The sequence below is a fragment of the Variovorax sp. PCZ-1 genome (assembly GCF_018413605.1).
GTDB lineage: Bacteria > Pseudomonadota > Gammaproteobacteria > Burkholderiales > Burkholderiaceae_C > JANMDU01.
In genome coordinates this window covers 1986705-2006535 of sequence record NZ_JAHCDN010000001.1, presented here as the reverse complement: position 1 = coordinate 2006535, position 19831 = coordinate 1986705, and the positions used below count along the sequence as shown (strand labels likewise).

Below are 19831 nucleotides of genomic sequence, written 5' to 3'. Positions count from 1 at the left end.
AATGTGTAGCGAGAAGGGCTGAAATTCAATCGACGCGGAAGAGATTTCAGAAGCCAGCGTTGCGCTGACAAGCATGCATTGTCTCATGAATGGCAGTGAGCACTTCTTTTGCGATGGAACCACAACAGAGAACTTCATCTAAATTTACGGAAGCGCCGTCATTCGGCTCACAATTCAAAGCGTTAATCTGAGCAAGCTCTAAAAGTGTTCGCCCTTATGAAAGCATTCTTCCATCACATCGCCCGCATTGTTTTGGCTAGCTCCATCCTGCTGGCTTCCTGTGGCGGCGGCGGCGATGCGCAGGCGGCTCAGCCTGCTTTCACGGGCAAGAGCGGCGATTTCACCAAAACCATATCTGTCGCTGGCGTATCGCGCCGCTTTTTGCTGCATGTGCCCACCAGCTACAACAGTGCGCAACCCATGTCTGCCGTCTTGCTGTTTCATGGCGGCCAAGGCTCGGCAGCGAGCATTGGCCGCATCACGAGCAGCTCTGGCAGTGGTTTCTCTGGCTTTGCCAGCCAAAAGAATTTCATCGCGATTTATCCAGATTCTGTGAACGGCACTTGGGATGATGGCCGCGCTACTATCACGAATAAAACCAATGATGTGGCTTTCACAGCTGCGATTCTTGATGCGCTTGTTTTGGAATACAACATCGATGCTAAGCGAATCTATGCCGCAGGCATCTCCAATGGCGGCATGCTCACGCAGCGCTTGGCCTGCGAGCTGCCTGGTCGCTTTGCTGCTGTAGCCTCGGTGGTAGCGAATTTACCAAGCGATATTCAAGCCAGCTGCAATCCTTCCCCCGCATTGCCTATTGCCATCTTCTCTGGCGATGCGGATCCTTTGATGCCTTATGCAGGCGGCTCAGTTGCAGGAGTGTTTGGGGGCAATGTGCTCTTTACCACAGCCACTGTGGCTTTTTGGGCAGCTAAAAATTCTGTTTCTCTCAGCTCGACCATTACCTTGCCTGATACCGATCTCACCGATGGCAGTACCACCGACTTGCTGAGCTATACCGGCACAGGCCGTGGCGAAGTGGCGTTTTACCGAAGTAAGGGCGGTGGGCATGCTTGGCCGGGCGGTACGCAATACACCTTCGTCTCGGTGATCGGAAAAGTCGTGAAGGATTTCAGCGCGAATGAGGCGATGTGGGCTTTCTTTTCACGGCATGCAAAGCATTGACGCCGCATGGGTATCTTTGAAATTCACTCTTAAATAGATAGCGCTCTGCGCTTATCTCATGCTGGCGAAAGAACAAAAATCCTCAAAATTCTGGCTTTAAAACTTCGGTTGACGCTTCTCTAAAAATGCTGAAATGCCTTCGCCGCCGTTGGCGTGATGCAAGTTGTTCACGAAGAAATCGCGTTCGGCTTCGAGGTGATCATTCAAGCTGCGTTCAGGTGCGTCGCTCACGAGTTCTTTGATACTGGCGAGTACATTGGGAGCGCGAGCTGCCAGTTTTTCGGCGATTTGCAAAGCTGTTCCTAGGGCTTGGCCTTTGTCCGCCAGTTGGTTGATCACGCCTAGTGCATGTAAGCGCTCAGCTGTGACGCGGTCACCTGAGAGTAAAAGTTCGGAGGCAAGCTGGCGCGGGAGTGCGCGAGCGAGTTGCCAACTGCCGCCGCCATCGGGTGAGAGGCCAACCGTGCTGTAAGCCATCACGAAGATTGCATCGCGGCTGGCGATGATCATGTCGCAAGCCAGCGAGAGTGAGAAGCCTGCACCGGCTGCAGCGCCTTCCACAGCAGCAATCACAGGTTTGCGGCAAGTGCGAATTGCTTCGATCCAAGCATGCAGGCCATCGATGCTGTCAGCTTGCACTTGGCGTGGCTGCGTGCGGTTGTATTGGAGGCGCTGCAAATTGCCTCCAGCGCAGAAGCTTTCGCCTTCGCCGGTGATGATGACTGCCCGTACATCAGCGCTGCTGTCGGCATGGTTGATCGCTTCAATGCCTGCGGCATAGATCGCAGGGCTCAAGGCGTTGCGCAGCGTGGGATTGGAGATCGTGAGCAGTTTGATATTGGCTGCTTCGCCAAGGACACTGGCTTTGATTTCACCGCTGGGGAAGTTCGGTTCTTGGCTCATATTGGCTTCATGCTTCTACATGCAGCAAGCTTAAGCCTAAAGCGCCACGGCGGCGCAGCCAAGGGCTGGCGCGATAGCGCGGATCACCATAGACGGTCTGCATGTTCACCAACACTTCGAGCACGCTCGCACCACCCACACCATTGCCCATGGCCAGAGGCCCCGTGGGATAGCCCAGACCAAGCTGTACGGCAGTATCCAAATCTTGGGGTGTGCAAATCTGCTGCTGGCACATGTCGGAGGCGATGTTCACAATCGCGGCGACCACGCGCTGCGTGACGAAACCCGCGCTGTCGCGGATGGTGCTCACAGGTTTGCCATCACTCCCAAAGATGGCAGCTGCTGCGGCGAGCATGTCAGCGCGCACGGCCGGATTGCCCATGATCACGCGGCGCTTGGTCACGGCATCGTCGATCAGCATATCGATGCCCACGGTGCGCGCAGGGTCGTAGCGCTCGAAAACAGCCACGGTCGTCACATCCCAGCCCAGAGGCGCAGCGATGGTGAGCGCATGCAGCGAAGGGCTTTGTCCGGTTTCAATTTTTGCGCCTAGCTTATGCAGCAATTCGAGCAGTTGCATGCGACGCGAGGCATTTTGTGAGACCCATACCGGAGGCCACTGCGCAGAGTCAATTGCTATGAATTTAGTAGCACTCTGCGCAGATTCTATGCCGGCAATCGGCTGTTTTTCCTCTGAATAATCATAGAAACCCGCTTTCGTCTTGCGCCCGAGTACGCCGCCCGCCAAGCGCTGCGCCGTGATCACACTGGGGCGATAGCGCGGCTCGTCGTAATACTGGCGATACACCGACTCCATCACCGGATGAGACACATCCAGCCCGGTCAGATCCATCAGTTCAAAGGGCCCCAGCTTGAAGCCGACTTGGTCTTTCAAGATCGTATCAATCGTGGCGAAATCTGCCACGCCTTCGCCTACGATACGCAGCGCTTCAGTTCCGTATCCACGCCCGGCGTGATTGACGATGAAGCCGGGTGTATCCGATGCCATGACGGGTGTGTGTCCCATTTGGCGCGTCAGCTCCGTGAGCTTTGCAGAGACGGCGGCTGAAGTTTTCAGCCCCGGAATGACCTCCACCACTTTCATCAAGGGGACTGGATTAAAAAAATGATAGCCTGCAAAGCGCTCAGGTTGAGAGAGGGCGCAAGCGATCGCTGTGACTGATAAAGAGGATGTATTCGTTGCAAGAACACAACTGGCAGAGACTAACTGCTCAAGCTGCTTGAATAGGTTTTGTTTGACATCCAGTTTCTCCACGACCGCCTCAATCACCAGATCACAGACCTTGAACTCGTCAAGACTGGAGCAGGGAAGTAAGCGATCAGAGTATTGTTGGAGTAGTTCGGGTGTAAGGCGGCCTTTTTCGAGGAGCTTGCCCCAGGTTGTATGCAAAGCCTCGCGTGCCTTGTTGGCAGCATCAGGCGCTGTATCAAACAACAAAACTTGAGCACCTGCTTGCGCAGCCATTTGGGCGATGCCGCGACCCATCGCACCCGTGCCGACGATGCCAATATGTGTAAATACGCAGTTCATAGTATTAATTATTGCAGGTCTGTGTGTCAAAATGCACAAATTACGGGCAATCGCATGGGTCGTGAGTATTTTCTTGCGCGGTGTGAGAGCAACAAGAATTGTCTAAAACACATGGTTTTCAAGCGCTGGCAAATCATTGCAGGGATAACGTTATTTGTGGTGAGCACTTTGGCCAGTGCTTTGTCGCTTGGACGTGTTCGCGGCACAGCATTGATAGGCCGAGGATTAGATCTGAGCGTTCAAGCCAGTTTGGATGCCCAAGAGGCGCAGCCTGAAGCCAGTTGTATTTCCGTAGAGCTCTTTTATGGCGATACACGTATTTCGCCAAATGCCTTGAGTGTGAGTCAAGAACGCGCAAGTGGCGGTGAGCTGCGCATCCGCATCCGTTCCTCAGCGGTCGTCGATGAGCCTGTGGTCACTCTTTTTGTACGCTCAACCTGCGGTGGATCGGTATCGCGCCGCTATGTGCTATTAGCAGAAGCGCTGACGGATGCAGAGCCCAGTAGTGGCGTGACGATTTCTCCCGCCATCATTCCAGCTGCGCCAACCGCTCCGCTTGCCACGCCGCGTATCGCTTTCGGCGGGGCAGCTGCTGCACCCTCGGGCGAAGCGAATGCTCAATCTGGCAGCACCGCACAAGAACGCCGCGCTGAGCGCGCCCAGCAAAGACGACAGCAGCGCCAAGCTCAGCGTGAGGCTCGCCAAAATGCGGTTAACCCATCTGGCACGGATGCAGCATCCGTCAGCAGCCAGCGCGTAACAACGCCTGCTTCTGTGGTTCGCAAGCCTGCGAACCAAGCAGCACCGCGTCTGAAAATTGATTTAATCGATCTTACGGCTGCTGAGCCCAGTCTGCGTGGCTCGGCTGAGTTGGCGAGCACGCCCTCAGGCGATGAGGCGGTGCGCCGCCAGGCGCAAGCGCTGTGGCGCACCCTGAATGCTTCACCAGAGGATGTTTTGCGTGATTCCCAGCGCTTGGAAACACTTGAAGGCCAGATGCGCACGGCACTTGAGCAAAGCAAGCGTCAGGGGCAAGATATCGCCACCCTCTCGACAGAATTGCAGATCGCTAAAAAAGAGCGCTATGTCAACCCTCTGACCATCTCATTGGGGCTGTTGTCATTGCTCGCATTGGCTTTGAGTTTCTTTTTCTGGCAGCGCAGTCGCAGTGCCCAAAATGGTCAACCTTGGTGGGGTGGCAGCGGCGCGAAAGCTGAGCCGAAAGATGAGCAGCACCTATGGAAGCATTTGGGTGAAGGCACGGATTCTGCCCTGTCACCTTTGCAAAAACAATCCAACAGCAGCTTCACGCCTGAAGCTACTTCTCCCGGTATGCCAGCGCGTGGCAACCTGAGCGGTGCAGCAGGCAAGGGCAGTGATGATTTCACTCGCACAGGCGCACTTGCTGAGAAAAGCCCGTTACGCTTTGTGGAGAAAGCCACCACACCCATCGATTTCAAGCCCAGTGCTGACAAGACGGGTCTGCCCACCGCAAAAACTCAACCGCTGGGCACCACTGCGCCCTCGGGGCGAGGCGGTAGCATGGGCCGGGTCGACAGCACCCCGCCACCTTCTTTGATGCCAGCTTCGCCCTCTACGGCGCGCGTTGGTAGGAGTGGCTTTGGTAACACTGATTTCGCGGGCAGTGGTTTCGGTAGTCCGCGTGTTGTGGCGGCAGAAGAGTTGTTTGATATTCAAGAACAGGCAGACTTCTTCCTTTCGCTTGGCCAGCCTGACCAAGCGATCGAGGTACTGAAAAACCACATCACAGACAATGTGGAAACCAGTGCGCTGGCTTACATGGATTTGTTTGATATTTATTACCGCACGAATCGTCAGGCGGACTACGATGAATTGCGCGAAGAGTTCAACCGTGTGTTCAATGCGCAAGTTCCCGAGTTTGCTGGCTATGGCGCGCAATCACAGGGTTTAGAAGATTTTCCCGAGGTGCTGCGCAATATCCAATCCGTATGGGGGATGCCGCAGCAGGCGCAGGATGTGATCGAAGATTCCATCTTCCGCCAGCCTGATGGAGATCATCAAACTTTGGATATGGCCGCGTACCGCGAGCTGATGCTCCTGTATGCCTTGGCCAAAGAGCTCGGTCGCACAGACGCAGCTTATTCCATGCTTCCGATTTCGATGCAAACGCCTGTGCTGCCAGCAGGCGGCATATCGAACACGCCGGATGTGGATTTGGGCGATGGCTTGATGCTCTCGTCTCCAATGGATGATTTGCTCTCTCCAGAAGATCGCACGGTGAGCTTGCCGCATCCTTTGGTGAAAACCAACGATGCGTCTGCCGATGACGGCAGCTTGGATTTTGATTTGAGCGATTCAGCCGAATTAAGCGCCATCAAGCTTAGCAAGCCCACAAAATCCTAAGACTGCTGCCGCGCCAGCTTCTGAGCCCAAGCGCTCAAGCCCATTGCCAGCAGTAGGCCAGCCAAGCCTGCCCAATGCAGCTGAGCCATGTGTCCGTGATTGACCATCACACCGCCTACGGCGGAGCCCACGCCTTGACCCAGATAAATCGCTGAGGTATTAAGCGCCACGCTCACGCTCGCCATCGCGGGCGCAAGTGCAACCAGTCGCGCTTGCTGAGCCGAATTGCAGGAAAAACAACCCAGGCCCCAAGGAATGCACACCAGCGCTAGCATCGTGATGCTGGTTCCAAGTGGCCAGAGCAAGAGCGAGATCGCCATCAGCACCAAAGTCATCATCACAGCCTGTGGCGGCCCAACACGGTCAATCATGCGGGACACCGCAAAACTGCCGATCACGCCAAACAGCCCAAACACCGCAAACAACAGCGCCACATCTTTCGCCGTACCACCCAGCACCTGCACCACATAGGGCGAGAAGTAAGCGAACTGCACAAACTGTCCGCTGGCTGAAAGCGCGGTCACGAGCACCGTCACGATCAGAAGTTTGGAGCCTAATGTTTGCCGCCACATCGCACCGCTGATCGCTGGAGGTCTCACGCCCAGCGGAATCACCCGCCACACCAGTACAGCGCACAGCAGTGCCAAGCCAGCAAGCAGCCAAAACGCAGCGCGCCAACCGTACTCACCGCCAATCAGCGCTGCCAGTGGCGCACCTACCACCGAAGCCACCGACCAGCCTAAAAACACCGTGGTGATCGCCCGCCCGCGCCGCTCAGGAGACACCAGCATCCCTGCGACTGCAGCCGCTTGAGGTGTAAAAATCGCTGCTGAAATCAAAGCGAGCACGCGCAGAATCAGCAAACTTGTGTAGCCCGGAGCCAGCGCGCAAGCCGCGTGCATCAGCGCATACCACAGCATGGTGGTGGCCAGCAGCATGCGGCGATCAAGCTTGGCCATCGTTGCTGCGAGCAAAGGTGCACCGATACAAACCGTGATGGCACCCGCCGTAATGAGTTGACCTGCGCTGGCCACGCTGGTTTGCAGGGAGGTGGCGATGTCATTCAAGGTGCCCGGTACCAGCATCACTCCAGTGCCGATCACAAAATTGCCGATGAGAAGAGTCCAGAGCAGGGCGCTTTCTGAGTGCTGGGTTGTGGTTGTATTGTCAAGCATCCCTCATGATACTAGATGCCTTTTATCAGGCTTTTTGGTCGATCGCCGGCATGCAGATTGCGCAGAATGCTATTAAATTAATAGTATCCTGATCGCAAGAGGCCTAGATGGGTAGAGCCTGTGGCCTTCTCACACCCCCGCGTCTGAGTGCGGGTGCTTTGCCAATATCCACACCAGCTTTGCTCAATTCGCGCTTGAGTTCTGCGCGGAAGCGGTGGTAATCCACTTCTGTGCTGTGGCGAGGTGCGCGCTCAAAATCGTAATGGGGGTGATCTATTTCATGTTGGATCGCGGCTTGCATATCGGCAGGGCGCTGCCATTGGCCAAGAATTTCTTTCACTGCCAAACGTGCCTGCATATCCGCCAGTGGCCAAATACAGCCCAGAGGTTGGAACAGACCGATGAAATACAGATCCCTGTGATCTGCGGGCAGCATACGCAGCAGGAGGGGTATGCGGTCAGCTTCCTTCCAAGGCACGAAGCTATCCTCAAAAAACGGGAAGCTGATTTGGAAGCCTGTGCAGGCCACGATGATGTCAAAGGCCTCCTTGCTGGCGTCAGTGAAATGAACAGTGTGCCCATCAAAGCCGGAGATACCAGGGCGTGGCAGCACCTTGCCGTGGCGCACATAGTCGATCAAATCACTGTTGAGCGTAGGATGCTGCTGCAGCGGATACAGATGATGCTCTGGCAAGCCGATGTCGGCATATTTGCCTTGCAGGCTTTGCAGCAGCATTTTGAAAGCACGCTGGCGCAGCCATACCGGCAGATGCATCGTGCCTGTGGCATACACATCGCTGGGCTTGCCGAAAATGAATTTCGGGATAAACCACTGCGGGCTGCGCATGCTCATGCACACGGGCGCAGCCACGCGCGCTGCCTCCACCGCTACATCGCACGCGGAGTTTCCAGCGCCAATAACCAGTACTTTTTTGCCGCGCCAATCGTCATTCACGCCTTTGAAGTCGTGCGAGTGCAGATACTGCCCGGTGAACTCACCAGAAATCTCTGGCCATCGCGGATGCCAATGATGCCCATTGGCCACCATCAGATGCGTGAAATGCTCAGTGCATGATTGCTGCTGGGCATCCAGAAAATCTATCTGCCAATCGTTTTCAGCGATCTTGCGCACGCTCTTCACCGTGTGCGAGAAGCGAACCTGCTCTTGCACTTTGAAATACCGCGCGTAAGCCGCGAAATAGGCCGCAAGCTGGCTGTGATGCGGATAGGCTGGGTAGCTTTGCGGCATCGGGAAATCTTCATACTCGCTCCAGTCTTTGGAGGAGATGATGTGCGTGTTTTTATAAACGCTGCTGTGGCCTGTGGATGCGTTGAATACCCAATTGCCGCCAACTACGGTATTTTTCTCAAATACGGTCACGCGAAGCCCCGCTTGAATGCAGTTTTTGGCGGCAGCGATGCCGCTGGGGCCGGCGCCGATGATAGCGATATGTGTTGCTTGAGGCATGAGAATATCTTGTCCCATGCCAGGCCGATTGGCCACCCGTTTCTACCCTGATGCGTAAAATGAGTTGCAACACATGAGACAAGGAATGCACATGAAAAATATTGGGCTGATCGGCGCTGGTCTGATGGGGCAGGGTATTGCGAGCAATTTGCTGAAAAAGGGCTATTCGCTCACGGTGCTCGAACACGCAGGCAACCAGCCGTTGGATGCTTTGCTTGGCTTGGGCGCGAAAACCGCAGCCACACCTGCCCTGCTGGCGCAAAGCGCCGAGCTCATTATTCTGTGCGTCACCGGCTCGCCGCAGGTGGAGGATGTCTTGCTTTCTTCAGCGGGCGTGCTGGCTGCCATCCAGCCCGGCACGGTGGTCATTGATTGCTCGACCGCTGTGCCGACATCCACCGAGCGCGTGGCCAAGGCTGTCACGCAAGCCGGCGGATTATTTATGGACGCGCCCATGACGCGCACCGCCAAAGAAGCGGCGGAAGGGCGTTTGAATTTATTGGTGGGCGCTGATGCGGCCTTGCTGGAGCGTTGCATGCCTGTTTTGCGATGCTTTGCAGAAAATATCACACACGCTGGGCCAGTGGGTTCAGGGCATCGCATGAAGCTCTTGCATAACTATGTCTCTCTCGGCACAGCCGCCTTGATTGCTGAAGCGGCGGCCTGCGCGCAAGTCTCGGGTGTAGCGATGGAAACTTTTGTAGAGGTTCTGAGCAAGGGCGGCGGTGCTGGCGTTGCGCTTGAGCGTATGAAGCCGTATTTGCTATCAGGCGATGCAAGCGGTCTGCGTTTCACGGTGAGTAACGCCTTGAAAGACATCAACTACTACAACACCATGGCGCAAGACGCAGGCGCAGATAGCAGCATTGCTGCAGGCGTCAAAAACACTTTGGCGGCGGCCTGCACGGGTGAGGATGCTCAGGCCTTCGTGCCCGAGTTGATGCGTATCATTGCGCAGCGCACGGGTCATGCTTAGCTGGCAAAATACGCCGCATGCTGATTCACCCTCAAATTGATCCTGTTGCCATCAAGCTTGGCCCTCTGGCTGTGCATTGGTACGGCCTGACCTATCTCGCCGCGTTTGCGCTTTTTTGGTACTTGGGCACACTGCGCACAGCGCATCAACCCTATGCGCGTCTGAAATGGACGAAGCGCGATGTGGAAGATATCTTGTTTCTAGGCGTGATGGGTGTGGTGCTGGGTGGGCGAATTGGCTACTGCTTGTTTTACAAACCAGCTTATTACCTTTCCCATCCACTCGAGATTTTTTATGTGTGGCAAGGTGGCATGAGTTTTCATGGCGGCTTGCTCGGTGTCGTGGTTGCAGAAATGTGGTTTGCAAAGACACGCGGACGCAGCTTGCTCGAAGTGGCCGATTTTGTTGCGCCCTGCGTTCCCACAGGTTTGATGATGGGGCGCATTGGCAATTTCATCAACGGTGAGCTGTGGGGGCGTTTGGCAGATCCCAGTTTGCCCTGGGGCATGGTGTTTCGCGGAGCGGGTGATGCGCCGCGTCATCCTTCACAGCTTTATCAAATCGCACTCGAAGGCGCTTTGCTCTTTATTTTGCTTTGGCTGTATGCGCGCAAAGAGCGCAAGAGTGGGCAGGTGGCAGCGGCTTTCCTCTTTGGTTATGGCATTTTCCGCTTCATCGCAGAATTCTTCCGCGAACCTGATGCACACCTCACATGGCTGGTGCAATCCACTGGTATGAGCATGGGCCAGTGGCTGTGTATTCCCATGATTCTCGGCGGCGCAGGGATGTGGATTTGGGCGCAAAAACGGCTCGCTTGACTTCCTGGCGCCTAGGCGCATGGCCAACAGGCCAGGTGCCGCAGGCCTCGTGATAAACCCTAGCTTTTGGTGAAACTTGGCGTAAACGGCTTGTTTGAGGGGTCGTGATTAATCATAATTACAGATAATTATCTCGATATCAGCTTTTCAATTTCTTCGTCATGGTCTCCAGTCCGGTCGCTCTTCGCTCTGTTACTGAATCGCTTCATAGCGAGGTGGCGGCGCAATTGCGGCAGCGCATTTTCAGCGGTGAACTCGCGCCCGGTGCGTTCGTAGATGAGGTGGCTTTGTGCGAAGAGCTTGAGATTTCTCGCACCCCACTTCGCGAGGCGTTGAAGGTGCTGGCTGCAGAAGGCCTGATCCGGCAAGAGCCGCGCCGAGGCAGCTTCGTGAATGAAGTCACTGAGCAGGATTTGGATGAAATCTTCCCGGTGATCGCCTTGCTGGAAGGGCGCTGTGCACATGAGGCGGCGCTCAAAAGCACCGATGCTGACCTGGTGGCACTGGCAACGCTACACGAACGCTTGCAGAAAGCTGCGAAAGCACAACGCATCAATGACTATTACGAGGCGAATTTCGCGATTCATGAGGCCATCATCTTGTTGGCAAATAACAAATGGCTGGCGCAGGTGATTGGGGATTTACGCAAGATCTTGAAGCTGGCGCGCTTGCAGCAGTTGCATGCGCCGGGGCGTTTGCAGCAAAGCCTCTCAGAGCACATGGCCGTGTTTGCAGCTTTGCAGGCGCGTGATGCTCAGGGCGCAGAGGCGGCGATGCGCACGCACCTGACGCGTCAGCGTGAGGCGCTGCGAGAGCTGGCGCGCAATCAGAAAAGCAGGTTGGTGGTGTGAGCATGGATACCGAGCCCCTTGCCCAAAGCACCTCACGCGGCAGCCAAGCAGGCTCATGGCTGCGCCGCCATGCAGTCAAGCTTGGTTGGCAGAAAATCGATAAAACCACCCTTATTTCTAAAGAAAAACAGCATATTGCCGGCATAGATATTGCGCAAAGTGCTATTGATATCATAGCAACGACAGATCACGCCATGCGCTCTACGAATGAGCGCCTGAAAGCATCGCTGAAGCAAAAGCATGAAGCGCTATCACCGCGTGTGCTGCGGCGCACTTTGCTCGAGCTCAAGGCTGTCGCGGATCCGCAGGTGAGCGAGGTGGAGGGCGGGCGGCGTGCGCAGGGCGTGGCCAAATGGTATGCCAAGGCCAGCTCGCATGAGCAGCGCGATATGTGGCTGTTGATGAGTGAGCAATTTGCGCCGGATGCTGCGCAATTGCGCAAAGCGCGCGAGCAGTATGAATCTGCATTGATTTCTGGCGATTTGGGTTTAGCTGAAGTGGCTATGCACAAATCTCTCACCTCACCCCGCAAGCGATTGCTTCAGCGATTTGCTGCATTCCCTGAAGGCATGCGCTTTTTGATCGAAATGCGCACGCAGTGGTTGCCGGAGCTAAAGAAAGATCGCAGATTGCTTGCACTTGACGCTGAGCTTGAAGTCTTGCTCTCGACTTGGTTCGATGTTGCCTTTTTGGAGCTGCGTCGCATCAGTTGGGACAGCCCTGCTTCGCTGCTTGAGAAGCTCATTCGCTATGAAGCTGTCCATGACATCAAAGGTTGGATGGATCTGAAAAATAGGCTTGATTCCGATCGACGGTGTTACGGGTTCTTTCATGCCAAGCTGCCCGATGAGCCTTTGATTTTTGTCGAGGTGGCTTTGGGCGATGAAATGGCCAGCGGTATCTTGCCTTTGCTGGATGAGCAGGCTAAGGTGCATGATCTCAAAGCTGTGACGACAGCCATTTTCTATTCCATCAGCAATACGCAAACCGGCTTGCGCGGCGTAGGCTTTGGGGATTCACTCATCAAGCGTGTGGTGGAGACACTCAAGACCGAGCTACCCAAGCTCAAGGTGTTTGCCACGCTTTCGCCGATACCTGGCTTTAGAGCATGGCTCACAAAGATCGATGCACCCCTGGTCGCGCAAGCCGATGCCAATGCAGAGACCGTCAAACAGGAGTTAACGAGCCGAGCAGCGCAATACCTGGCGCAAGAAATGCGCGATGGTCAACCGCTGGATGCCGTGGCTAAGTTTCACCTGGGCAATGGCTCAAGGGTGGAGCGAATCAATTGGGCTGCTGATCCCAGCGCCAAAGGCACCAAACAATCCTTCGGCCTGATGGTCAATTATCTTTATGATCTCAAGCAGATCGACAAGCATCGCCAATCTTTGGCTGCAGGCAAAATAGCCTGCAGTGCTGATATCAAAAAGCTGTTGAATTAACTTAAACACTGGAGACAAACCATGAACACAATGATCAATCGCCGCGCTGCCTTAGCATCAACGGCAGCAAGCATCGCTACATTTTCTGTAGCATCTCGCGCACAAACGGCGGGCGCTTGGCCCGCAAAAGCCGTGAATCTGATCGTGCCTTTCCCCGCAGGCGGAGGCACAGATGCGTTTGCGCGGCCCTTGTCTGCAGCGTTCGCCAAAACAACAGGGCGCACTTTGGTGATCGATAACAAAGGTGGCGCGGGCGGCACGCTGGGCGCGGGCGTGGCAGCCAAAGCGCCAGCCGATGGCTACAACCTCTTCATGGGCGCTGTGCATCACTCGATCGCACCGAGCATGTATGCCAAATTGGATTACGATATTGAAAAAGATTTCGTGCCATTGATTTTGGTGGCCAGTGTGCCGCAGGTGGTGGTGGTCAATCCGCGCAAAGTGCCGGTGGCGAATTTCAAAGAATTTTTAGACTTCCTCAAAAAGAATCCTGGCAAGCTCAATTACGGCTCGGCTGGCGGCGGCACATCGCATCATTTGGCGGGCGAGCTGTTCAAGCAGCAAACCAAAACCTTCATCACCCACATTCCCTATCGTGGCGCAGGCCCTTCACTGCAGGGTTTGATTGCAGGCGATGTCGAAATGATGTTTGATGGCTTGGGGTCGAGCGCTGCCCACATCACCGGCGGGCGCATCAAAGCTTTGATGGTCTCAGGCAAACAGCGCAACTCCGCTTTCCCTGATGTGCCTTGCGCGGCCGAGCTGGGCTTGCCGGATTACACCGTGACGACTTGGTACGGCATCTGGGCACCTCGCGGTACGCCTGCTGATGTGCAGGCCCGTGCGATTGAAGAAATCCGCAAGGCTTACAACACCGATGAGGCCAAGACGGCTTGGGCACGCCAAGGTGCAGAGTTCACTGGCTTGACGGGCGCACAGTTTGGCGGCTTTGTGAATGCGGAGATCAAGCGCTGGGAGCAGGTGGTCAAGCTCTCGGGCGCGAAGCTGGATTGATCGTTTCTTGCTGACATGCTCAAGCTAGATCATTCTGGACCGATTGCCACACTGACCCTGTGCAACGCCCTGCGCCGCAACGCGATGAAGCGGGGCATGTGGCAGGAGCTTCCTCGCCTATTGCAAAGCATGCCTAAAGATACGCGATGCTTGATTCTGCGCGGCGAGGGGAATCATTTTTGCTCGGGCGGTGATATTTCTGAATATCCCAGTTTTCGTTTCGAGCCAGAGAGCTTGCGCGCTTTTCATGAAGAGGATGTAGCGCCTGCACTGGACGCCTTGCTCGCGCTGGATACGCCCATTGTGGCCATGATTGCGGGGCATTGCATGGGCGGCGGATTGGAGCTTGCCGCATGCGCAGACATTCGCATCGCCGCTCAGAGCGCCAGCTTTGGTGCGCCGATAGCCAAGCTTGGCATGCCAATGGCGCAGCGCGAACTAGCCATCGTGTTGCGCGCTGCAGGCGAGGCCAGCGTGCGTGAGATGCTGCTTGAAGCGAAGGTGTTGAATGCGCAAGCCATGAATGAGCGTGGTTTCATTCAGCGCATCGTGCCAGATGATCAGCTGCAGCAAGAGACGCAAGAAACCGCGCAGCGCATTGCCGAGTTATCACCGCAGGCTGCACGAATGAATAAGCAGTTTTTAAGACGATTTTTTGATCGAAATCAGCATTTCTCACTTGTAAATACTGCGCAGAGTGCTACTGAATCGGTAGCAAATGATGATTATGCTTACGCTAACAGTGCAGAGCACCGCAAAGGCATTGCAGCTTTTCTAGCTAAGCGCAATCCGGAATTTTGAATATGAACAACGCCAATATTTTCGCCAACCTGCGTGCGCAATTTCCTGCCGATTTAGACAGCATTGCCGTAGAAACTGATCATGGTTTGCATTACTCATGGCGCGATCTGGAGCGCGGCAGCGCGATGATGGCCAATCTGTTGCAAAGCCTGAAATTACCTCAAGGCAGCCGCGTAGCCGTACAGGTGGAAAAATCGGTGGAAGCTTTTGTGTTGTACTTGGCCACATTACGTGCGGGCTTGGTATTTTTGCCTTTGAACACGGCGTATCAAAGCGCCGAGATCGAATATTTCATCACCAATGCTGAGCCCGCCGTGGTGGTGTGCTCAGCCAAGAATTTCGGTTGGGTCTCGAAAATTGCGTTCACTTGCGCAGCGCAATCTGTTTTCAGTTTGAACGATGATCGTACGGGCAGTCTTCTGGAGCGTGCCGCTCACTGCTCTGATATTCATAGCTGCTCGCGCAATACTGACGGTGATTTGGCAGCGATTTTGTATACAAGCGGCACGACGGGCCGCAGCAAAGGCGCGATGCTCTCACATGGCAACATGCTCAGCAATGCGGTGATGCTCAAAGATTATTGGGGCTGGCAAAAAGGTGACGTACTGATTCACGCCTTGCCCATCTTCCACGTGCATGGCCTGTTCGTAGCAATTCATGCTGCTCTCATCAACGGCAGCAAAATGATCTGGCTCAATAAGTTTGATCCGAAAACTGTGATCTCTGCGATGCCGCGAGCCACTGTCTTCATGGGCGTGCCCACGCTGTATACGCGCATGCTGCTGGAGAGCGCGCTGACGAAAGAGGCTTCTAAAAACATGCGCCTCTTCATCGCAGGCTCTGCGCCCTTGCTCAAAGAAACTCACGAAGAGTGGGAGCAGCGCACGGGCCACAAAATCTTGGAGCGCTACGGCATGAGCGAAACCGTGATGCTGACCTCCAATCCGTACAGCGCTGACAAACGCTTTCAAAACCAGAGCGAGCGCCGCGCTGGCACCGTTGGTTTCCCACTCCCCGGCGTGAGTCTGCGCATTGCCAACGAGCATGATGAGCAACTTCCCACAGGCGAGATCGGCGGTATTCAAGTCAAGGGCCCGAATGTGTTTGCAGGTTATTGGCGCATGCCGGAGAAGACGGCAGAAGAGTTCACGCAAGACGGTTTTTTCCGTACCGGCGATGTGGGCTACCAAGACGAGCGCGGCTATGTGCGCATCGTCGGCCGCAGCAAAGATCTCATCATCTCTGGCGGCTATAACGTTTATCCTGCAGAAATTGAAGGCTATATCAACGAGATGGTTGGTGTGAATGAGAGCGCGCTGATTGGCGTGCCGCATCCTGATTTCGGCGAAGTGGGCATTGCTGTCATCATCGCCAAGCCGGGTGCAGCATTGAAGCCTGATGCCATCCTCGCCGATCTCAAATCAAAGCTCGCCAATTTCAAAATTCCCAAACGCTGCGAGATCGTGACCGAGCTGCCGCGCAACACCATGGGTAAGGTACAGAAAAACCTGCTGCGAGAGCAATACAAATCAGTGTTTACCAGAACTTGAGATATCAGCTAGAAGCTGTTTGCGCGGCACGCCTGTGCCAAAATCTTCTGCAAGCTTGCCGCAGTGCAGCTACCACTGGAGACACATATGGCATACAAGCTAAATCGCCGATTCGCCGGCGTATTTATTGCGCAAGCAGCTATTATTTTAGTAGCGTCGTCTTTCTTCTCAGGCGCTACGCTTGCGCAGGCTGACTACCCCAGCAAACCGATCAAAATACTTGTGCCTTTCCCGCCGGGGGGCACGAGCGACGTGATGGGGCGCATGATGGCAGAGCCTTTGTCTCGTGTGCTGAAAGTGCCTGTGACGGTAGAGAATGTGGGCGGTGGTGGTGGCGTGATTGGTACGGAACGCGGTGTGAAAGCAGCTGCAGACGGCTACACCCTCATTCAAACTGGCGTGGGGCAAAACGCGGTGGCGCATGGTCTCGATCCAACGCTGATTTCCAAATACAACTCCAACACGGATTTCATTCATCTCTCGCAAATCCACCATGGGCCGAATGTGCTCGTGGTGAATGTAGATCGCCCGTTCAAAACATTGAAAGACGTGGTGCAGTTTGCAAAAGCCAATCCCGGTAAGCTCGATTACGGTTACACGCATGCTGCTAGTGGTCACATGGCGATGGAGCTTTTCAAGCAAACCGCGGGCATCTTCATGACGGGCATACCGTATCGTGGCGGTGGCCCGATGCTCACAGCGGCCATCAGCAACGAAATTCCTTTCATGTTCATTAACCAAGATGTGGCCTTGCCGCATGTGCGCTCAGGAAAATTGCGCCCGATTGCTGTGAGCAGCTTGCAGCGCAATCCGCTGTTCCCTGATGTGCCTACGGTGGCGGAGAGCGGCTATCCTGGCTTTCAGGCGCTGAGCTGGAGTGGCTTATCGATTCAGAAAGGCACGCCGCAGCCAATTGTGGATAAGTTAGAGGCCGCCATCAAAGAGGTGATGACCTCGCCAGCCATTGTGCAGCGCATGGCCAGTCAAGGCTTTGTGATTCCACCCTTGGGGCAAAAGCCTTATGTTGATTTCGTTGCCAAAGAAATCGTGCAGTGGGAAAAAGTGATCAAGACGGCTGGTATCAAGGCGCAGTGATGAAGGCTAAGTGATGACTAAGCGTAAGACCTACGATGAGCTACGCAGCGCGCGCTGGTTTGCGCCAGATGATCTGCGCGGCTTCGGCCACCGCTCGCGCGCGATGCAAATGGGCTATGACCATGCCGATTGGCATGGCAAGCCCATCATCGCGATCTTGAATACATGGAGCGATATCGGCAATTGCCATTCGCATTTCAAGAATCGGGTGGAAGAGGTCAAGCGCGGTGTACTGCAAGCGGGGGGCTTTCCGCTGGAGATTCCTTGTATCTCGGTGGCAGAAAATTTTGTGAAACCCACCACGATGCTTTATCGCAACCTGCTGGCGATTGAGGCCGAGGAGCAATTGCGCTGCCATCCGGTGGATGGCGCAGTGCTCATGGGCGGCTGCGACAAGACCACGCCCGGCCTACTCATGGGCGCATTCAGCGCGGGCTTGCCCTGCATCTACTTGCCAGCGGGCCCGATGCTGCGCGGCAACTGGAAAGGTAATACGCTGGGCTCAGGCTCAGATGCTTGGAAATACTGGGATGAGCGCCGCGCGGGCAACATCTCATCCGAGCAGTGGATGGAGATCGAAGGCGGCATCGCACGTAGCGCAGGCACATGCATGGTGATGGGCACAGCGGCCACGATGATGGGCATTGCAGAAGCCTTGGGCATGACTTTGCCTGGCGCATCGAGCATCCCGGCTGTGGACGCAAACCATCAACGCATGGCCACGCAATGCGGACGCCGCGTGGTGGATATGGTGTGGGAAGACCTTACTCCCAAGCGCATGCTCACGCGCGAGAATTTTGAGAATGCTTTGACGGTGGCGATGGCTGAAGGTTGCTCTACGAACGCCATCATTCATCTGGTGGCGATCTCCCGCCGCGCAGGCTTGCCGCTCAGCTTGGACGACTTCGATGCATTCAGCCGCAAAGTGCCAGTGATTGCCAACATTCGCCCGAGCGGTGATAAGTATCTGATGGAAGATTTTTATTACGCTGGAGGCATGAAAGCGTTGATGAAAACTTTGCTCGATGCAGGTTTGCTGCACCGCGAAGCGCTCACGGTGAACGGCCACAGCGTTGAAGAGAATTTGAAAGATGCGGAAACCTATAACGAAGACGTGATTCGCCCGATTGATAAAGCGATTTACAAAGAAGGCGCGCTTGCAGTGCTTCGCGGTAATCTCGCGCCCAATGGTTGTGTGATCAAACCCAGCGCTTGTGCGCCTAAGTTTTTCAAACACACTGGCAAGGTGCTCGTGTATGACGACTACCCATCTCTCAAAAAAGCGGTCGAAGACCCGGATTTAGACGTGACGGAAAACCACATCATCATCCTGCGCAATGCCGGCCCGCAAGGTGGCCCCGGCATGCCAGAGTGGGGCATGGTGCCGATTCCTACGAAGCTGGTGAAACAAGGCGTGCGCGACATGCTGCGCATCTCCGACGCCCGCATGAGCGGCACGAGCTACGGCGCATGCATCTTGCACGTGAGCCCGGAGAGCTACATCGGCGGGCCTTTGGCTTTGGTGCAAAACGGTGATCTCATCACCGTGAATGTGCCCGAGCGCACCATCCATTTGGAAATCAGCGACGAAGAAATGGTACGCCGTAAAGCCGCGTGGACACCACCCCCCAAACGCTTCGAACGCGGCTACGGCCATATGTTCACTCAGCACATCCTACAAGCCGATCAAGGCTGTGATTTTGACTATTTAGAAACATCATTCGGTGCACCCGTGCCCGAGCCAGTAATCTATTGAAAGCCAGAAGGAAAACTGGGGTCAGATCACAATTCAAGACAACGATCTTCCCGGTGCGCAACAACGCCCAGACGAAATTGTGCTCTGACCCCAATTTTCTGCTCTACCCGAAGCGAGAAAACACATGCCTCTCAACCCAGTCACCAAAACCAAACTCCTAGCCGTCAGCACAGCCACGCTCTGCACAGCCCTGTTCAAACGCGGCCTGCGCAACCAATTCATCCAAGACGTACGCCCACTTAACGCGAACCTGCCTAATATGGTCGGCGAAGCTTTCACCCTGCGCTACATCCCCGCGCGAGAAGATCTGAACCCCATCACCGTTTTTCAAGACAGAGGCCACCCACAACGCGTCGCCGTTGAGCAATGTCCTGCAGGCAGCGTGCTCGTGTTCGATAGCCGCAAAGATGCACGCGCTGCATCTGCTGGCTCGATTCTCGTCAGTCGCCTCATGATGCGCGGCTGCGCAGGGGTGGTCACCGATGGGGGTTTCAGAGATTCGCCGGAGATTGCTGCTTTGCCTTTCCCCGCGTATCACCAACGCCCTAGCGCCCCCACGAATCTCACGCTGCATCAAGCGCTGGATATCAACGTACCGATTGGCTGCGGCGATGTGGCTGTGTGGCCAGGAGATGTGATGGTGGGCGATAAAGAAGGGGTGATCGTCATCCCGGCCGCAATTGCCGATGAGATTGCCAAAGAAGCGGTCGAGATGACGGCTTTCGAAGATTTCGTCACCGAGATGGTGGTGAAGCAAGGCCGCAGCATTCTCGGCTTGTATCCGCCTACCGAGCAAAAAAGCAAGGATGATTTTGCAGCATGGATGCAGACGAATGCATCGCGTTACCCGCTGTAGTTAG

16 protein-coding genes are annotated in these 19831 nt (G+C 55.3%); 12 read left to right on the top strand and 4 right to left on the bottom strand.

Annotated elements, in window-relative coordinates:
• Positions 1-216 precede the first annotated feature (216 nt).
• Entirely contained in the window at positions 217-1185 is a 969-nt protein-coding gene (locus KIH26_RS09680; RefSeq protein ID WP_213444399.1) for a CE1 family esterase, read from the top strand.
• 96 nt (positions 1186-1281) lie between these two features.
• On the opposite strand, the gene KIH26_RS09675 is transcribed toward KIH26_RS09680, so the two are convergent.
• On the bottom strand, positions 1282-2088 hold the full coding sequence (locus KIH26_RS09675; RefSeq protein ID WP_213444398.1) for an oxepin-CoA hydrolase, alternative type: 807 nt from the start codon (positions 2086-2088) through the stop codon (positions 1282-1284).
• Positions 2089-2095: 7 nt separating this feature from the next.
• A complete protein-coding gene (locus KIH26_RS09670; protein ID WP_213444396.1) occupies positions 2096-3640 on the bottom strand; it encodes a 3-hydroxyacyl-CoA dehydrogenase in 1545 nt (514 codons plus the stop codon).
• Between the two features lie 111 nt (positions 3641-3751).
• On the opposite strand from KIH26_RS09670, the gene KIH26_RS09665 reads away from it, so the two are divergent.
• A complete protein-coding gene (locus tag KIH26_RS09665; RefSeq protein ID WP_213444394.1) occupies positions 3752-6025 on the top strand; it encodes a hypothetical protein in 2274 nt (757 codons plus the stop codon).
• Here the strand turns inward: KIH26_RS09665 and KIH26_RS09660 are convergent.
• Entirely contained in the window at positions 6022-7200 is a 1179-nt protein-coding gene (locus KIH26_RS09660) for an MFS transporter (RefSeq protein WP_213444392.1), read from the bottom strand. The two genes, KIH26_RS09665 and KIH26_RS09660, sit on opposite strands and share 4 nt — an antisense overlap.
• Before the next feature lie 103 nt (positions 7201-7303).
• Positions 7304-8668, bottom strand: a complete 1365-nt coding sequence (locus KIH26_RS09655) for a flavin-containing monooxygenase (protein WP_213444390.1) — start codon at positions 8666-8668, stop codon at positions 7304-7306.
• A 91-nt stretch (positions 8669-8759) separates the two neighbouring features.
• On the opposite strand from KIH26_RS09655, the gene KIH26_RS09650 reads away from it, so the two are divergent.
• The 10 genes from KIH26_RS09650 to KIH26_RS09605 all read left to right on the top strand — a co-directional run bounded on the left by KIH26_RS09650 (position 8760) and on the right by KIH26_RS09605 (position 19827).
• Complete coding sequence (locus KIH26_RS09650) at positions 8760-9644, top strand: NAD(P)-dependent oxidoreductase (protein ID WP_213444388.1); 885 nt, start codon at positions 8760-8762, stop codon at positions 9642-9644.
• A gap of 17 nt (positions 9645-9661) precedes the next feature.
• Positions 9662-10462: a prolipoprotein diacylglyceryl transferase gene (lgt, locus tag KIH26_RS09645; RefSeq protein WP_213444386.1), complete on the top strand. Its 801-nt coding sequence runs from the start codon at positions 9662-9664 to the stop codon at positions 10460-10462.
• A gap of 161 nt (positions 10463-10623) precedes the next feature.
• Positions 10624-11313: a GntR family transcriptional regulator gene (locus KIH26_RS09640; RefSeq protein WP_213444384.1), complete on the top strand. Its 690-nt coding sequence runs from the start codon at positions 10624-10626 to the stop codon at positions 11311-11313.
• A gap of 2 nt (positions 11314-11315) precedes the next feature.
• A complete protein-coding gene (locus tag KIH26_RS09635; RefSeq protein WP_213444382.1) occupies positions 11316-12755 on the top strand; it encodes a malonyl-CoA decarboxylase in 1440 nt (479 codons plus the stop codon).
• Between the two features lie 21 nt (positions 12756-12776).
• The gene (locus KIH26_RS09630) at positions 12777-13769 is read left to right on the top strand and encodes a Bug family tripartite tricarboxylate transporter substrate binding protein (protein ID WP_213444380.1); all 993 of its coding nucleotides are present in this window, start codon (positions 12777-12779) and stop codon (positions 13767-13769) included.
• 15 nt (positions 13770-13784) lie between these two features.
• Positions 13785-14570: an enoyl-CoA hydratase/isomerase family protein gene (locus KIH26_RS09625; protein ID WP_213444378.1), complete on the top strand. Its 786-nt coding sequence runs from the start codon at positions 13785-13787 to the stop codon at positions 14568-14570.
• A 2-nt stretch (positions 14571-14572) separates the two neighbouring features.
• A complete protein-coding gene (locus KIH26_RS09620; protein WP_213444376.1) occupies positions 14573-16120 on the top strand; it encodes a malonate--CoA ligase in 1548 nt (515 codons plus the stop codon).
• An 87-nt stretch (positions 16121-16207) separates the two neighbouring features.
• Positions 16208-17215 (top strand): Bug family tripartite tricarboxylate transporter substrate binding protein, encoded by a 1008-nt coding sequence (locus KIH26_RS09615; RefSeq protein WP_213444374.1) that lies wholly within the window; start codon positions 16208-16210, stop codon positions 17213-17215.
• Positions 17216-17228: 13 nt separating this feature from the next.
• Positions 17229-18971, top strand: a complete 1743-nt coding sequence (araD, locus tag KIH26_RS09610; RefSeq protein WP_213444372.1) for an L-arabinonate dehydratase — start codon at positions 17229-17231, stop codon at positions 18969-18971.
• Between the two features lie 124 nt (positions 18972-19095).
• Positions 19096-19827, top strand: coding sequence for a ribonuclease activity regulator RraA (locus KIH26_RS09605; protein WP_213444370.1), 732 nt, complete (start codon positions 19096-19098; stop codon positions 19825-19827).
• The last annotated feature ends 4 nt before the right edge of the window (positions 19828-19831 follow it).

What these genes read in the sequence shown, in the direction of transcription:
- KIH26_RS09680 (WP_213444399.1), top strand. Translation starts at nt 217, where the DNA reads ATGAAAGCATTCTTCCATCACATCGCCCGCATTGTTTTGGCTAGCTCC.
- KIH26_RS09675 (WP_213444398.1), bottom strand. Translation starts at nt 2,088, where the DNA reads ATGAGCCAAGAACCGAACTTCCCCAGCGGTGAAATCAAAGCCAGTGTC.
- KIH26_RS09670 (WP_213444396.1), bottom strand. Translation starts at nt 3,640, where the DNA reads ATGAACTGCGTATTTACACATATTGGCATCGTCGGCACGGGTGCGATG.
- KIH26_RS09665 (WP_213444394.1), top strand. Translation starts at nt 3,752, where the DNA reads ATGGTTTTCAAGCGCTGGCAAATCATTGCAGGGATAACGTTATTTGTG.
- KIH26_RS09660 (WP_213444392.1), bottom strand. Translation starts at nt 7,200, where the DNA reads ATGCTTGACAATACAACCACAACCCAGCACTCAGAAAGCGCCCTGCTC.
- KIH26_RS09655 (WP_213444390.1), bottom strand. Translation starts at nt 8,668, where the DNA reads ATGCCTCAAGCAACACATATCGCTATCATCGGCGCCGGCCCCAGCGGC.
- KIH26_RS09650 (WP_213444388.1), top strand. Translation starts at nt 8,760, where the DNA reads ATGAAAAATATTGGGCTGATCGGCGCTGGTCTGATGGGGCAGGGTATT.
- lgt (WP_213444386.1), top strand. Translation starts at nt 9,662, where the DNA reads ATGCTGATTCACCCTCAAATTGATCCTGTTGCCATCAAGCTTGGCCCT.
- KIH26_RS09640 (WP_213444384.1), top strand. Translation starts at nt 10,624, where the DNA reads ATGGTCTCCAGTCCGGTCGCTCTTCGCTCTGTTACTGAATCGCTTCAT.
- KIH26_RS09635 (WP_213444382.1), top strand. Translation starts at nt 11,316, where the DNA reads ATGGATACCGAGCCCCTTGCCCAAAGCACCTCACGCGGCAGCCAAGCA.
- KIH26_RS09630 (WP_213444380.1), top strand. Translation starts at nt 12,777, where the DNA reads ATGAACACAATGATCAATCGCCGCGCTGCCTTAGCATCAACGGCAGCA.
- KIH26_RS09625 (WP_213444378.1), top strand. Translation starts at nt 13,785, where the DNA reads ATGCTCAAGCTAGATCATTCTGGACCGATTGCCACACTGACCCTGTGC.
- KIH26_RS09620 (WP_213444376.1), top strand. Translation starts at nt 14,573, where the DNA reads ATGAACAACGCCAATATTTTCGCCAACCTGCGTGCGCAATTTCCTGCC.
- KIH26_RS09615 (WP_213444374.1), top strand. Translation starts at nt 16,208, where the DNA reads ATGGCATACAAGCTAAATCGCCGATTCGCCGGCGTATTTATTGCGCAA.
- araD (WP_213444372.1), top strand. Translation starts at nt 17,229, where the DNA reads ATGACTAAGCGTAAGACCTACGATGAGCTACGCAGCGCGCGCTGGTTT.
- KIH26_RS09605 (WP_213444370.1), top strand. Translation starts at nt 19,096, where the DNA reads ATGCCTCTCAACCCAGTCACCAAAACCAAACTCCTAGCCGTCAGCACA.